This is a genomic window from Pseudomonas sp. 05N434, assembly GCF_056396965.1.
This window is the reverse complement of record NZ_JBFTMK010000232.1, coordinates 1-13,812: the sequence shown is the minus strand read 5'-3', so window position 1 is coordinate 13,812 and position 13,812 is coordinate 1. Positions and strand designations below refer to the sequence as shown.

The window sequence follows — 13,812 nt, the reverse complement described above, 5'->3', positions numbered from 1 at the left end:
CGCCAGCCACCAGCACGATTGCCGGGCCGCTGGGCAGCGAGTAGTAGAACGACAGCAACAATCCGAGCCAGACCGAGAGGCTGCCGAGCAACGCGGCGATGATGATCAGCACCGGCAAACGACGACTCCAGAAGCGAGAAGCGGCGGCCGGCAGCATCATCAAACCGACCACCATCAGCGCGCCGATAGCCTGGAAACCGATCACCAGGTTCAGCACCACCAACGTCAGAAATACCCCGTGAGCCAGCGGCCCGAGACGGCTGACGGTTTGCAGAAAGAGCGGGTCGAGGGTGTCCAGCAACAGTGGTTTGTAGATCAGGGCCATGGCGAGCAGGCTGAAGCCCGAGACCCAGAGCATGCCGGTCAAGGTCGGGCCATCGACCGCCAGCGCCGAACCGAATAACAGGTGCAACAGGTCCAGCCGCTTGCCGGCGATACCGAGGATAAGCACGCCGCTGGCCAGCGATATCGGGTAAATCGCGGCCAGGCTCGCGTCCTCCCGCAAGCCGGTGCGGCGGGTAATCCAGGCGGCCAGTCCGGCCATGCTCAAGCCGGCACCGAGGCCGCCAATGGTCAGCGCGGGCAGGCTCAAGCCTGCGTACCAGAAGCCCAATGCGGCGCCGGGCAAGATGCCGTGAGCCACTGCGTCGCCGATCAGACTCATGCGCCGCAGGATCAGAAACACCCCAAGCGGCGCCGTACTACAGGCCAGAACAAGGCCACCCAGCAGTGCCCGACGCATGAATACGAATTCGTGAAACGGTTGCCAAAGGTGAGCAGCGGCGATCATCAAGCCACCTGCGTCTGAGGTTGTTGGCGAATCAGCTCGGTACTGGGGCCGAGGACGCAGCCGCTGCTTTTGATCAGTAGCGCTTGTGGAATCTGTTGGCGCACGGCGGCCAGGTCATGACACACCACGACCAGGGTTCGACCGTCTGCATGCCAGGCGTGGAGGTGTTTCCAGAGCAGCGCCTGGCCGAGTTCGTCGAGCGCGGCGTGGGGTTCGTCGAGCAGCAGCAAGGGCGCTTCGGCAAGGCTCAGTCGGGCGAGTAGGGCACGTTGCAATTCGCCTCCGGAGAGGGCCATTAACGGGCGATGTTCCAGACCGGTCAGGCACCAGTCTTCCAGTGCAGCCTTGAGTCGCTGGCTGCGAATTTCCGGAGTTTGCTTGATGCCCCAGAAACCTGCGGCCACTAACTCTTGCAGACTGATGGGGAATTGTCGGTCCAGGTGTTGTTGCTGAGGCAGGAACGAAAGGCCGCCCTTGCGTGGAACATCAATGACGACGTTGCCGGCCAGTGGCTTTTGCAGGCCGGCGATGACTTTCAGCAGGCTGCTTTTGCCCGACCCGTTGGCGCCGATGACGGCGGTCAGACTCCCCTTGGGCAGTTCGAAATCAACCGCTGGAGTGAGCGGCTGACCGGGTGCGCCCCAGCGCAAGGCTTGGCATCGAATCATGCGGCCTCCCAGTTCCAGCGGCTTTCGGCGACGGCATCATGGGCGTGAAGGCTTTCAGCGTGGACGACTCGCACGTGAAAGGCGTTGATGCCCGGGGAGCGTTTCAATGCCAGGTTCAAGCGTCGCGCGGCATCTTCGCAGAACATCAGGTTCTGACCGTTGGCGAGGGCGAAAGCTTGTTCGTCGGCGCGTTTCACGGCGGTTTGCACAGCAGTGCCGAGAACGGCTTCCGCGTCGTTGATCGCGGCGATCAACGGCAGGTCATCCAGATAGTCATCCAGACGCAGCTGCAATTGCGCATTACTGCGTTGGCTATGCGGCGTCGCGACGATGCCTTTCGTGGAACCGAGCCAAGCCAGAACGTCTTCGTGTTGCAATGGTTGATTGGCGAAGTCATCAACGAATTGCTGCTGAATCAACTGCCTCGAGAGCGCTGCTGAGCATGGACAGGTTGAGGAATATGGAACGTCGATTTTTAGTTCCACGTGGAACATCGCGTTTTTCAGACTCGCTTCGATGCTCACCGGATAGGTTTTCCAGCCGGACAACGGACTGACGAGCGCGGGTCTTTTGAGCAGAAGTTCGGTGTGAATTTTTAGGTAAGCGTTGTGGGAAAGTCCTTCATGAGTCTCGAGAAAACTCAGCAAGACTCGCCGCAACAACGAGGGTGAAAGGTTTTCCTGCTCAAGCATTTCCAGCGCCAGGTACAGCCGCGACATATGGATGCCACGCGCCTCTCCATCGTCGAGGCTAACGCCAGCGTCGGCTTTTGCACTCAGTCGCTGGCCATCGAATAAAACAGGAAGAGCAATGCCGCACATGCCCACCCAATCGAGTGGCAGGGCTTGGCGTGAGGCCTGCGCGGCGATATCCGGCAGAGTCAGCGCATTCATGAGCAGGTCCATCGTGGGAGTTGATTTGRCATGTTATATTATAACAATCAAATCGACGATGCCTTTTTCGTGAACGAGCTTTCATCATGCACAGACGTCACTTGCTCAACCTGATTCTGGCCAGCGCGGCCTTTGCGTTACCTTTTGGTGTGTCGGCCACGCAAATTCGCAATGCACGACTGTGGCGTTCGGACGACAAGCTGCGACTGGTGTTCGATCTGAGCGGGCCGGTGCAGTACAAAACTTTTTCCCTGAGTGCTCCGGAGCGGCTGATCATCGATCTGAGTGGCGCCAACTTCAGTGGCGACTTCAGTCAGCTGGCGCTCGACAACTCGGTGATTCGCGCGATCCGTTCCGGGCATTTCGGTCAGGGCGATACGCGGATCGTCCTCGACCTCAGCGGTCCGGTGCAGCTCAACAGCTTCCTGTTGCCACCACAGGATGGGCAGGGGCACCGATTGGTGCTCGATCTGAAGGCCATTGCTCCGCTACAGATCGCGGCGGCGCCGTCGGAAAAACGTGAGCCCATCATCGACAAGGCTCATCCCAAGCGCGACATCATTGTGGTGGTCGACCCTGGTCACGGCGGCAAAGACCCGGGCGCRGTCGGCGCCAAAGGTGAGCGGGAGAAAGACGTGGTGCTATCGATCGCCCAGCTGTTGGCCAAGAGGCTGAAGCGTGAAAAGGGCTTCGACGTGAAACTGGTGCGTAACGACGACTTCTTCGTCCCGCTGCGCAAGCGCGTGGAGATCGCCCGCAAGCACAAGGCCGACATGTTCATCTCGGTCCATGCGGACGCCGCGCCGCGCCTCACCGCTTCAGGTGCGTCGGTGTACTGCCTGTCCGAAGGCGGTGCGACCTCGGCCACGGCGCGTTTCATGGCGCAACGGGAGAACGGCGCGGACCTGTTGGGCGCCACCAGCCTGCTCAATCTCAAGGACAAGGACCCGATGCTCGCCGGGGTGATTCTCGACATGTCGATGAACGCCACCATCGCCGCCAGTTTGCAGTTGGGCAACACGGTGCTCGGCAGTCTGGCGGGCATTACCACGCTGCATCAGAAGCGTGTGGAGCAGGCGGGATTTGCGGTGTTGAAGTCGCCGGATGTGCCGTCGATTCTGGTGGAAACCGGCTTCATCTCGAACGCCCGCGACAGCCAGCGACTGGTGACGGCGCGGCATCAGCAGGCCGTGGCGGATGGTTTATTCGAAGGCTTGCAGCGTTACTTCCAGAAGAATCCCCCAATGAACAGCTATATCGCCTGGCAGCAGGAGCAGAAAAAGGCACAGGCCTAGCAACCGGTCATCCGGCTACAGGTGAACTTCGCGCTGCTGCCCCCGGAACTGGAGAACCGATTGATGGTTGTCCAGCCAACCCGGCGGTTGTAACCGACCCAGGCTTCGCCATCGGATGCGAGGCCGGTAAAGAACGTCAGTTGCCCGTAGCGGCTGTTGGTTTGCGCCCAATGGCGTTTGCCGGCCACTTCAAAGCCGCGCAAGTAGATCGTGCTACCGACGGTGTTAACGCTGTAGGCATTGCCGTCGGCATCCACGCAGGCCAGCAGATTGGCGCTGCGGGTGCATTTGGCCAGGCTGGGGATTTGTCCCCAGGCATTGACTGCGATCAGCAGCGAAAGGCTCAACAACGAGAATCTCAGAGCGTTTCCCATGGCATTTCTCAAGGAGCGGACAGGTTAAAGCATCGTGCTCTTTGTCGCGGTGAGCAAGAGGAGAGTGGCTTGTTTGTATTGTTATACTATAACATAAATTAAGCCCGACATTGCGACCGGGCATCCCTGTGAGGAATACCTGATGCCCAATCGTCTTCCCGTGACCGTCCTGTCGGGCTTTCTCGGCGCCGGAAAAAGTACACTGCTGAATTACGTACTACGTAATCGCGATAATCTGCGGGTCGCRGTGATCGTCAACGACATGAGCGAAATCAACATCGATGGCAGTGAAGTTCAACGCGATGTCAGCCTGAACCGTGCCGAAGAAAAACTCGTGGAAATGAGCAACGGTTGCATTTGCTGTACGTTGCGCGAAGACCTGCTCGAAGAAGTCAGCAAACTCGCCAGGGACGGTCGTTTCGATTATCTGCTGATCGAGTCCACCGGCATTTCCGAGCCGCTGCCCGTGGCGGAAACCTTCACCTTTCGCGATGAAGAAGGGCAGAGCCTGGCCGACATTGCGCGGCTCGACACCATGGTCACCGTGGTCGACGGCATGAACTTCCTGCTCGACTACCAAGCCGCCGAAAGCCTCGCTTCCCGTGGTGAAACCCTGGGCGAGGAGGACGAGCGCTCGATCACTGACCTGTTGATCGAGCAGATCGAATTCGCCGACGTGATCCTGATCAGCAAGATCGATTTGATCAGCAGCCGCGAACGCCAGGAGCTGATCGCGATCCTCGAACGGCTCAATGCCCAGGCCGAGATCATTCCGATGGTCATGGGTGAAGTGCCGCTCAAGAAAATCCTCAACACTGGGCGTTTCGACTTCGAGAAGGCCGCTCAGGCACCAGGATGGTTACAGGAATTGCGCGGTGAACACGTGCCGGAAACCGAGGAGTACGGTATTGCCTCCACGGCTTATCGGGCGCGGCGACCGTTTCATCCGCAGCGTTTTTTCAGCTTCATCGATCGCCCGTGGGTGAACGGCAAACTGCTGCGTTCCAAGGGCTTTTTCTGGCTGGCCAGCAAACACATGGATGCCGGCAGCTGGTCCCAGGCCGGCGGCTTGATGCGTTACGGGTTTGCCGGGCGCTGGTGGCGTTTCGTGCCGAAAAACCAGTGGCCGCAAGACGAAGAAAGCACCGCCGGGATCATGGAGAACTGGACGGCCGCCACCGGCGATTGCCGGCAGGAACTGGTGTTTATCGGTCAGAACATCGACTTTGCACAACTCACCGCCGAACTTGATAACTGCCTGCTGACGGATGATGAAATGGTCTTGGGCGTCGAGGGGTGGCGGCTGTTGCCCGATCCGTTCGGTCTCTGGCACGAAGAGGCGGCTGCCTGATGCTGGCGCCCAGTCTGAAGCGGCGACCGCTCATTGCTCAGGTTCAAGGTGAAACGCCAAAGGTGCTGACCGGGATTCTGGACGACGGTGTGAACCTCGCCCTCTGGCAACGCCAACTGCCGGCGCACATTGCCGATTTCGGTCGCTTGCTGTTGTCCCTGAACCAGCCGCTGGCCGAGTCGCTTTCCCTTGAAATGGCCAGTGATGAAGCCGAACCCAATCTCCACGGTTTAGCCTCAGGCTTCAGCGATCTTGAAGGTTACGAAGGTTTTATCGCCGACGTTTCCTGGCTGGTCAGCGCGTTCGCCTGCCTGTTGGGCGCCCAACGCATCGGCCTACGCCTGCGGGTTCTGGACAAAGCCATGTGCCCGCGTTTCCACGTCGATCATGTGCCGGTGCGGTTGATCACTACCTACGCAGGGGTCGGCAGCCAGTGGCTGAAAGAAGGGGCGATGGATCGCCGCCGATTAGGCGAGCCTGACGCCGAACCCCAGGATGATTCGCTGATCCAGCGTATCTCCAGCGGCGAAGTGGCGCTGCTTAAAGGAGAGAAGTGGCACGGCAACGAAGGTTTCGGTCTGGTTCACCGTTCGCCGCAGCCGGCACCGGGCGAGCGTCGTTTGATCCTGACCCTCGACTGGCTGGGCTGACAGCTCAAGGTTTGAGCCAGGTTCCCTGGCTCTGGGCTTCGCAAAACGGCTTCAGATACGCCGCATCGGTGGCCACGCCGTAATAGTGAATATCCTGCCGGTAAGGCATATTGGCGACTTGAGCGTTGCTGCATACCCCGAACGCGCCGGCGGGGCATTGGTCGACGTACTGCACCTCGACTTTCTGCCCGGCCAGATTCGRCTGGCAGAAGCCGTCGGCGAACAGTTTTTCCGGGATGTTGCGGTTCTGCTGGCAGACCTTCACGTCCAGCCGCTCAGCCGTACTATGTACCACGCAGGCTTGGGCCAGCGCTTCACCCGACATGAGCGCCAGAAGCAACGACCATCCCATCAACCGCATCCTTTACCTCCTCAGAAAACTTCGACCATGTTGCAGAACATTCCCACCCACGTCATCGCCGGCCCGCTGGGTGCCGGCAAGACCAGTCTGATCAAGCACCTGCTGGCGCAGCGGCCGGCCGGTGAGCGCTGGGCGGTGCTGATCAACGAGTTCGGCCAGATCGGCCTGGATGCTGCGCTGCTGACCCAGGACGTCGATGGTATCGCACTGGGGGAAGTGGCCGGGGGGTGTTTGTGTTGCGTCAATGGTGCGCCGTTTCAGATCGGCCTCGGGCGGCTGCTGCGCAAGGCACGACCGGATCGACTGTTCATCGAGCCCTCCGGGCTGGGGCATCCGGCGCAGTTGCTCAGGCAATTGAGCGAGGCGTCGTGGCAAGGCGTCCTGGCGGTGCAGCCTTGCGTGCTGGTGCTGGACGCCCAGGCGCTCGCGGCTGGAAAACCGCTGCCAGCGGCGCAACTGCAAGCCTTGGACAGTGCCGGGTTGCTGTTGCTGAACAAGGCAGAGGTTGGGTGTCGGCCAACGCGCTGAATAACTCGTTACTGGATTGGCAACCCAGCGAATGGCGACGGGATTCGCGCATCGAGCTGATTTTCAGTGAAGTGCAGGATGTTGAGTCGCTGCAAAGAGATCTGGCCGATTGCCGGTCGGTTTGAAGATCAAAAAATCGCAGGCTGCGATCTTTTGATCTTCAGGGACGCCACTTGGTGTGTTCTTGCCGCCACTGGCTCAATTCAATCACCTCGGCGCTGGGTTTTGCGACTTCGACCACCGGCGGTGTGTCGTCGAATGGCATTGGATAGGGCGCGAGCTCGATGTGTGCGCTATGGGCGCCGAACTGAGTGATGGTGCCGTTGTGGCGGGTTTCGCCGGTCACGGTAAATTCGAAGTTATACACACGGGCCAGGCGCCGACGGCCGTTGGCGTCTTTAATGAAAGCGATCTTCTTCAAGGCTACGTTGCCGTCCAGCAGCTCGATCCGCAGCTTGGCGCAATGCTGCTGAACCCGCTCCAGTGCGCGTTCGCGCAAGCCGTGGTTGTGCCACAGCCATGCGCCACCGGTGGCGAGCAGCATCAGCACGAAGATATTTCCTAGGGTCAGCATCAACAGGGTGCTCCAACAAGATAGTGTCAGCTTAACTGCGTCTCTGGTCTGTCGTACAGGCTGCGTTTAGTCGCATACTGCGCGGCTCGAATTTCAATCGGTTTATGGAAAACTCACCGCATGAAACGTACGCCCCATCTGCTCGCCATCCAGTCCCATGTGGTGTTCGGCCACGCTGGCAACAGCGCCGCGGTTTTCCCGATGCAGCGGGTCGGGGTGAACGTCTGGCCACTCAATACCGTGCAGTTCTCCAACCACACGCAATATGGCCAGTGGGCCGGGGAAGTGCTGGCCCCGCATCAGATTCCGGAGTTGGTGGAGGGCATCGCGGCGATTGGCGAACTGGGCAACTGCGACGCCGTGTTGTCCGGCTACCTCGGCAGCGCGGCCCAAGGGCGGGCRATTCTGGCGGGAGTGGAGCGAATCAAATCGATCAATCCCAAAGCCTTGTACCTCTRCGATCCGGTGATGGGCCATCCGGAGAAGGGCTGCAGTGTTCCAGCCGAAGTCAGCGATTTCCTGCTGGAAGAGGCGGCGGCGTTAGCCGACTTCATGTGCCCGAATCAGCTGGAGCTGAACAGCTTCTCGGGGCGCAAGGCGCAGTCACTGTTCGATTGCCTGGCCATGGCGCGGGCGCTGCTGGCGCGCGGTCCGAAGGCGGTGTTGGTCAAGCATCTGGACTATCCCGGCAAACTGACGGATGGCTTCGAGATGTTGCTGGTGACCACTGAAGGCAGCTGGCACTTGCGTCGGCCGTTGCTGGCGTTCCCGCGTCAGCCGGTGGGCGTTGGCGATCTGACTTCCGGGCTGTTCCTGGCGCGTGTGCTGCTGGGTGACAGTCTGCTGAGCGCCTTCGAATTCACCGCGGCGGCGGTGCATGAAGTGCTGCTGGAAACCCAGGCGTGTGCCAGCTATGAACTGGAACTGGTGCGGGCGCAGGACCGGATCGCCCATCCCCGGGTGCGGTTCGAGGCGGTAGCGATCAGTTTGTAATGGTGTGGCGGTAGAAAAGATCGCAGCCTTCGGCAGCTCCCGCGCGTCTGTGGGCGCTGCCCAGGCTGCGATCTTTTGCTTTAAGCGTCGCCCTTGATTTCCTGATAGCGCTTTTCCAGTTCCTGACGAATCTGCCGACGCTGCTGGGCTTGCATGTACCGACGCTTGTCTTCGCTGTTCTGCGGTTGCAGTGGCGGGACGGAGGCCGGTTTACGCTGGTCATCCACCGCGACCATGGTGAAGAAGCAGCTGTTGGTGTGGCGCACCGAGCGCTCGCGAATGTTCTCGGTCACGACCTTGATGCCCACTTCCATCGAGGTATTACCGGTGTAGTTGACCGAGGCCAGAAAGGTCACCAGCTCACCGACATGAATCGGCTCGCGGAAGATCACCTGATCCACCGACAAGGTCACTACGTAACGGCCGGCATACCGGCTGGCGCAAGCGTAGGCCACTTCATCGAGGTATTTGAGCAGGGTGCCGCCGTGGACATTGCCAGAGAAGTTGGCCATGTCGGGGGTCATCAATACCGTCATCGACAGCTGGGCGTTTCCGGGTTCCATAACGTACTCACGGGTTCAAGGCAGGGTTTGGGGGGCACCTCTGTGGGTGCTTGTCGGTGTTTTTCAAACCAACAGTTATCGGGACGCCGGGCGGGGAGGCGCCGTCACGCCCGAAGCGATCTGTTTCCATATATTGCACCGTCTTTGCGCCGGAAGTCGTGGTGTTACCCTTCAAAAGCCCACCCCCGAAGGAGCCACACACCATGCATGCCATCAGTTTCATTCAGGATCTGGCAGTGATCATGTTGATTGCGGGTGTGGTGACCGTGCTCTTTCATCGTCTCAAACAACCGGTGGTGCTCGGCTACATCGTCGCCGGTTTCATTATCGGCCCGCACACGCCGCCCTTCGGCCTGATCCACGACGAAGAAACCATCAAGACCCTCGCCGAGCTCGGGGTGATTTTCCTGATGTTCTGCCTGGGGCTGGAGTTCAGCCTGCGCAAGCTGTTCAAGGTCGGCGCCACGGCGTTTATCGCGGCTTTCCTGGAAATCGTCCTGATGATCTGGATCGGCTACGAAATCGGCCGCTGGTTCGACTGGAATACCATGGATTCGCTGTTCCTCGGCGCGATCCTGGCGATTTCCTCGACCACCATCATCGTCAAGGCGCTCAACGACCTGAAGATGAAGAACGAGCGTTTTGCGCAGTTGATCTTCGGCGTACTGATCGTCGAGGACATCCTCGGTATCGGCATCATCGCCTTGCTGTCGAGCATCGCCGTCAGCGGCACGGTCAGTTCCGGCGAAGTCTTTTCCACCGTCGGCAAGCTTTCCCTGTTCATGATTGTCGCACTGGTCATCGGTATTCTGCTGGTGCCGCGACTACTGGCCTATGTGGCGAAATTCGAAAGCAATGAGATGTTGCTGATTACCGTGCTGGGCCTGTGTTTCGGCTTCTGCCTGCTGGTGGTCAAGCTTGAATACAGCATGGTTCTCGGCGCGTTCCTGATCGGTGCGATCATGGCCGAATCGCGCCAGCTGCTGAAGATCGAGCAGTTGATCGAGCCGGTTCGCGACCTGTTCAGTGCGATCTTCTTCGTCGCCATCGGCCTGATGCTCGACCCGATGATCCTGCTGCAATACGCCTGGCCGATTGCGGTGATCACTGTGGCGGTAGTGCTGGGCAAGATGCTGTCCTGCGGCCTTGGCGCGTTTATCGCCGGCAATGACGGACGCACCTCACTGCGCGTGGGGATGGGGCTTTCACAGATTGGCGAATTCTCTTTCATCATCGCCGCGCTGGGCATGACGCTGCAGGTCACCAGCAGCTTTCTCTATCCGGTGGCTGTGGCCGTCTCGGTGATCACCACGTTGTTGACGCCCTATCTGATCCGCGCGGCCGATCCGCTGTCGATCAAGCTTGCTGCCGTGATGCCGCAGCGCCTGGCTCGTGTGCTGGGGATGTATGGCGAATGGCTGCGCAGCATCCAGCCTCAGGGCGAGGGCGCGCTGTTGGCGTCGATGATTCGGCGGATTCTGTTGCAGGTGGGGGTTAATCTGGCGCTGGTGGTTGCGATCTTTTTATCGGGCGCCTTCTTCGCCGAGCGCATGTCCGTTTACCTGCAAGACTGGATCAGCGACCCGAGCTGGCAGAAAGCGTTGATCTGGGGTGGGGCGTTGCTGTTGTCGCTGCCGTTCCTGATCGCCGCCTATCGCAAGCTCAAGGCGCTGTCGATGCTGCTGGCAGAAATGGGGGTGAAGTCGGAGATGGCCGGCCGCCACACGCAGCGAGTGCGTCGGGTGATCGCCGAAGTGATCCCGATCCTCTCGCTGCTGGTGATTTTCCTGCTGCTGGCGGCCTTGTCGGCCAGTATTCTGCCGACCAACAAGTTGCTGGTGCTGATTGTCGTGGTCGCGGCTGGGATAGCGGCGCTGCTCTGGCGCTGGTTCATCCGCGTGCATACGCGGATGCAGGTGGCCTTGCTGGAAACCCTGGATAACCACAAGGATTCGGCCGAGCATTGAGCGTGACGAATCCCTGTAGCAGCTGCCGAAGGCTGCGTTCGACTGCGCAGCAGTCGCCAATCAGGCTACGAGGTGATTCAGGTTAACCGGGTGTCAGGGTTTACGACTGCTTCGCAGCCGAACGCAGGCTGCGCCAGCTGCTACAAAAAGTCGTGCAGGGTTAAATCAGCTTTCCAGCCAGACGTCCCGTGCCCAGTGCCAGACCGATTCCCAGGTTTCTTCGGCGAGTAACTCTTCTTCGGCCAGCCACAACACCACGGTGCCGTCTTCTTCGACGCAGTAGTAGTTGTCACCGTCCTGGCAGATCGGGATCAGGCTGCGATCAACACCAGCGTCCCAGGCGTTGGCGGCAACGTCCGGCAGGTAGGTGTGGGATTGCGGGTCGGTGACGGTCACCGGCTCCAGGYTGCCGTAGACTACATCGCTGACGGTCAGCAGAAATTCTCTGAATACGAAGGGAATGTCGATGAACAGTTGTTCTTCGATTTCTACCAGCAGATCTTCGTCGGGCAACTCCAAGGGGACCGGTACCGGTTCGTTGGCTTCACGCAGTTGTTCGATGATTTCTTCCACGTCCGGGATCCTCTTGCTTGATGGCGCGGTTTAGTTTGGGCGGTTTATACAGTAGCTCGCTATAGATGCAACCGTGAAATAGAAAACCCCGGCTTCAACGAAGCGCTGTTCGTTGAACCAGGCCGGAGCATTGATCACCGGACGGGCAACAGGTGCGGCCGAACCGCCGAAGATCGAACCCATGGCTGGCTTCTGCTCGAACACTTCACGTTGCATCGGCGCGCCGGCCGGAGCCATATGCTCCTGCTGTTTGCGACGACGAGCGGCAATGAAGCGGAAGACCAGGAAGGCGATGACCGCCATGATCAGGATGTCGAAGAACTGCATGCCCTGGAAGCCGCCGCCCATGAACATGGAAGCCAGCAGGCCACCGGCCGCGATACCGGCCAGAGGGCCGAGCCAACGCGAAGCACCGCCGGCCTTGGCGGCAGCGCCAGCGGCACCGGCCGCGCCGGCAGTGGCGGCTGCACCGCCCACGCCAGGAGAAGAAGGAGCCATTTGGCTGTTTCGGGCTTTTGCCTGACAGGTTGTGTTCAGCTTCAGTCAGCGCAATAAGGCCTGTTAGCGTTAGTCTGTAGGACGAGTGGATAGCTTCTGTAGGAAGGATGCTTAGCGCCGCAGCGCCAGCATGACGACACCGGCCGTAATCAGGCCGATTCCGCTCCATTGGCGCAGGTCGAGTTTTTCACCCAGCAGAATTACGCCGAGCACCGCCACCAGCACCACGCTGAGCTTGTCCACCGGAGCGACCAACGAGGCCGGCCCCAGTTTCAGCGCGCGGAAGTAGCAGATCCACGAGGCACCGGTGGCCAGTCCCGACAGCAGCAGGAACAGGTAGCTCCTGGCCGAGATCGATCCTAATGACTGATATTGGCCCGTGGCGTACAAAATCAAGGCCAGGCTGACCAAAACCACCACCGTGCGCAGCAGCGTGGCGAAGTCCGAGTTAACGTTTTCGATGCCGATTTTGGCGAAAATCGCGGTCATGGCGGCAAACGCCGCCGACATCAGGGCCCAGAATGTCMAGGAAGAAAAGAAACCCGAGCCCATGTTTTTGCGCCTTTTATAAGATCAATCTGAAACACAGAACCTTGTGGGAGTGAGCAGGCTCGCCCCCACAGTAAATCACTGGCAGGTTTTAGATCGCTTCCAGCTTGGCGTAACCGAGCATCAGCCACTTGCTGCCTTCGCTGAAGTTCACCTGCACCCGCGCTTGAGCACCGGCGCCTTCGAAATTCAGGATCACACCGTCGCCGAACACCGAATGCCGCACAGTCTGGCCGAGGCTGAACCCGGTGTCCGGGATCTCGCTGCCGCCGAACAGGCTGCTGGAACTCTGCTGCTGGCCTCCGCCGAACGGACGGCTGACACTGTTGGACAGTCGCACTTCCTGGATCAGGCCTTTCGGCACTTCACGTACGAAACGCGACACCTTGTTGTAGGTCTCGCTGCCGTACAAGCGTCGGGTTTCAGCATACGTCAGCACCAGGTTCTGCATCGCCCGGGTGATACCGACATAGGCCAGACGACGCTCTTCTTCAAGGCGACCGGGTTCTTCCAGGCTCATTTTGTGCGGAAACAGGCCTTCTTCCATGCCCAYSAKGAACACGTAAGGGAATTCCAGGCCCTTGGCGCTGTGCAGGGTCATCAACTGAATGCTGTCTTCGTGCTCGTCGGCCTGGGTGTCCCCGGCCTCCAGCGAGGCGTGGCCGAGGAATGCCGCCAGTGGCGATTGCTCTTCGTCCTCTTCCGGGTTTTCGAAGTTGCGCGCGGCGCTGACCAGTTCCTCAAGGTTTTCTACCCGGGCCTGGCCTTTCTCGCCTTTTTCCGCCTGGTGGTAGGCGATCAGCCCCGACTGCTCGATGACGGTCTGGGTCATCAGGTGCAACGGCATTTCCATGCACTTGGCGGCGAGGTTCTCGATCAGCTCCATAAACGCCCCAAGTGCACCGGCAGCGCGCCCGGTCAGGCCCTTGTTGGCCACCAGCTGACGCATGGCTTCCCACATCGACACGTCGCTGTGGCGCGCATGATCGCGAATCGCTTCGACGGTTTTTTCGCCGATGCCACGGGCCGGAACGTTGATCACCCGCTCAAGGGCCCCTTGTTGGCCACCAGCTGACGCATGGCTTCCCACATCGACACGTCGCTGTGGCGCGCATGATCGCGAATCGCTTCGACGGTTTTTTCGCCGATGCCACGGGCCGGAACGTTGATCACCCGCTCAAGGGC

14 protein-coding genes and 3 pseudogenes are annotated in these 13,812 nt (G+C 59.9%); 6 read left to right on the top strand and 11 right to left on the bottom strand.

The window, feature by feature from the left end:
• The 3 genes from AC1DLB_RS16010 to folE2 form a co-directional block, all read right to left on the bottom strand.
• The coding region (locus AC1DLB_RS16010) for a metal ABC transporter permease (RefSeq protein WP_477785266.1) at positions 1-790 on the bottom strand (790 nt) is incomplete at its 3' end.
• On the bottom strand, positions 790-1,458 hold the full coding sequence (locus AC1DLB_RS16005) for a metal ABC transporter ATP-binding protein (protein WP_477743532.1): 669 nt from the start codon (positions 1,456-1,458) through the stop codon (positions 790-792). The genes AC1DLB_RS16005 and AC1DLB_RS16010, both read right to left, overlap by 1 nt.
• Positions 1,455-2,351 (bottom strand): GTP cyclohydrolase FolE2, encoded by an 897-nt coding sequence (folE2, locus tag AC1DLB_RS16000; RefSeq protein WP_477743533.1) that lies wholly within the window; start codon positions 2,349-2,351, stop codon positions 1,455-1,457. The genes AC1DLB_RS16005 and folE2 overlap by 4 nt, the downstream gene beginning before the upstream one ends.
• 86 nt (positions 2,352-2,437) lie before the next feature.
• Between folE2 and AC1DLB_RS15995 the strand changes: the two genes are divergently transcribed.
• Complete coding sequence (locus AC1DLB_RS15995; RefSeq protein ID WP_064621166.1) at positions 2,438-3,646, top strand: N-acetylmuramoyl-L-alanine amidase; 1,209 nt, start codon at positions 2,438-2,440, stop codon at positions 3,644-3,646.
• Here AC1DLB_RS15995 and AC1DLB_RS15990 read toward each other — a convergent pair.
• Positions 3,643-4,020, bottom strand: a complete 378-nt coding sequence (locus AC1DLB_RS15990; RefSeq protein WP_477743534.1) for a glutamine synthetase — start codon at positions 4,018-4,020, stop codon at positions 3,643-3,645. The two genes, AC1DLB_RS15995 and AC1DLB_RS15990, sit on opposite strands and share 4 nt — an antisense overlap.
• A gap of 142 nt (positions 4,021-4,162) precedes the next feature.
• Between AC1DLB_RS15990 and zigA the strand changes: the two genes are divergently transcribed.
• The gene (gene zigA / locus AC1DLB_RS15985; protein WP_064621164.1) at positions 4,163-5,371 is read left to right on the top strand and encodes a zinc metallochaperone GTPase ZigA; all 1,209 of its coding nucleotides are present in this window, start codon (positions 4,163-4,165) and stop codon (positions 5,369-5,371) included.
• Positions 5,371-6,021: a DUF1826 domain-containing protein gene (locus AC1DLB_RS15980; RefSeq protein WP_018927361.1), complete on the top strand. Its 651-nt coding sequence runs from the start codon at positions 5,371-5,373 to the stop codon at positions 6,019-6,021. The genes zigA and AC1DLB_RS15980 overlap by 1 nt, the downstream gene beginning before the upstream one ends.
• A 4-nt stretch (positions 6,022-6,025) precedes the next feature.
• Here the strand turns inward: AC1DLB_RS15980 and AC1DLB_RS15975 are convergent, their stop codons facing one another.
• The gene (locus tag AC1DLB_RS15975; protein ID WP_477785265.1) at positions 6,026-6,382 is read right to left on the bottom strand and encodes an NADH:ubiquinone oxidoreductase; all 357 of its coding nucleotides are present in this window, start codon (positions 6,380-6,382) and stop codon (positions 6,026-6,028) included.
• Positions 6,383-6,409: 27 nt separating this feature from the next.
• On the opposite strand from AC1DLB_RS15975, the pseudogene AC1DLB_RS15970 reads away from it, so the two are divergent.
• Positions 6,410-7,035, top strand: a pseudogene (locus AC1DLB_RS15970) (CobW-like GTP-binding protein).
• 35 nt (positions 7,036-7,070) lie between these two features.
• On the opposite strand, the gene AC1DLB_RS15965 reads toward AC1DLB_RS15970, so the two are convergent.
• The gene (locus AC1DLB_RS15965) at positions 7,071-7,484 is read right to left on the bottom strand and encodes a DUF3301 domain-containing protein (protein ID WP_064621161.1); all 414 of its coding nucleotides are present in this window, start codon (positions 7,482-7,484) and stop codon (positions 7,071-7,073) included.
• 120 nt (positions 7,485-7,604) lie between these two features.
• Here AC1DLB_RS15965 and pdxY point away from each other — a divergent pair, with 120 nt between their 5' ends.
• Entirely contained in the window at positions 7,605-8,477 is an 873-nt protein-coding gene (gene pdxY / locus AC1DLB_RS15960; RefSeq protein WP_477785264.1) for a pyridoxal kinase PdxY, read from the top strand.
• Positions 8,478-8,557: 80 nt separating this feature from the next.
• On the opposite strand, the gene AC1DLB_RS15955 is transcribed toward pdxY, so the two are convergent.
• Positions 8,558-9,040 (bottom strand): acyl-CoA thioesterase, encoded by a 483-nt coding sequence (locus AC1DLB_RS15955; RefSeq protein ID WP_007934430.1) that lies wholly within the window; start codon positions 9,038-9,040, stop codon positions 8,558-8,560.
• Between the two features lie 203 nt (positions 9,041-9,243).
• Here AC1DLB_RS15955 and AC1DLB_RS15950 point away from each other — a divergent pair, with 203 nt between their 5' ends.
• Positions 9,244-11,007, top strand: a complete 1,764-nt coding sequence (locus AC1DLB_RS15950) for a cation:proton antiporter (RefSeq protein ID WP_477743537.1) — start codon at positions 9,244-9,246, stop codon at positions 11,005-11,007.
• A 165-nt stretch (positions 11,008-11,172) separates the two neighbouring features.
• Here the strand turns inward: AC1DLB_RS15950 and AC1DLB_RS15945 are convergent, their stop codons facing one another.
• From AC1DLB_RS15945 to AC1DLB_RS15930, 4 genes and pseudogenes are all read right to left on the bottom strand, one after another.
• Positions 11,173-11,580 carry an SMI1/KNR4 family protein gene (locus tag AC1DLB_RS15945; protein ID WP_477785263.1) on the bottom strand — a complete coding sequence of 136 codons (408 nt, stop codon included), beginning with the start codon at positions 11,578-11,580 and terminating at the stop codon, positions 11,173-11,175.
• A gap of 75 nt (positions 11,581-11,655) precedes the next feature.
• A pseudogene (locus AC1DLB_RS15940) lies at positions 11,656-12,090 on the bottom strand (hypothetical protein); the annotation flags it as partial.
• Positions 12,091-12,189: 99 nt separating this feature from the next.
• Positions 12,190-12,630, bottom strand: a complete 441-nt coding sequence (locus AC1DLB_RS15935) for an EamA family transporter (protein ID WP_477785262.1) — start codon at positions 12,628-12,630, stop codon at positions 12,190-12,192.
• Positions 12,631-12,718: 88 nt separating this feature from the next.
• Positions 12,719-13,693 (bottom strand): annotated as a pseudogene (locus tag AC1DLB_RS15930) (3'-5' exonuclease); the annotation flags it as partial.
• Positions 13,694-13,812: the final 119 nt, after the last annotated feature.

Excerpts from the sequence above, each read along its gene's own strand:
- AC1DLB_RS16005 (WP_477743532.1), bottom strand. The coding sequence starts at position 1,458 with ATGATTCGATGCCAAGCCTTGCGCTGGGGCGCACCCGGTCAGCCGCTC.
- folE2 (WP_477743533.1), bottom strand. The coding sequence starts at position 2,351 with ATGAATGCGCTGACTCTGCCGGATATCGCCGCGCAGGCCTCACGCCAA.
- AC1DLB_RS15950 (WP_477743537.1), top strand. The coding sequence starts at position 9,244 with ATGCATGCCATCAGTTTCATTCAGGATCTGGCAGTGATCATGTTGATT.
- AC1DLB_RS15965 (WP_064621161.1), bottom strand. The coding sequence starts at position 7,484 with ATGCTGACCCTAGGAAATATCTTCGTGCTGATGCTGCTCGCCACCGGT.
- AC1DLB_RS15980 (WP_018927361.1), top strand. The coding sequence starts at position 5,371 with ATGCTGGCGCCCAGTCTGAAGCGGCGACCGCTCATTGCTCAGGTTCAA.
- AC1DLB_RS15955 (WP_007934430.1), bottom strand. The coding sequence starts at position 9,040 with ATGGAACCCGGAAACGCCCAGCTGTCGATGACGGTATTGATGACCCCC.
- AC1DLB_RS15990 (WP_477743534.1), bottom strand. The coding sequence starts at position 4,020 with ATGGGAAACGCTCTGAGATTCTCGTTGTTGAGCCTTTCGCTGCTGATC.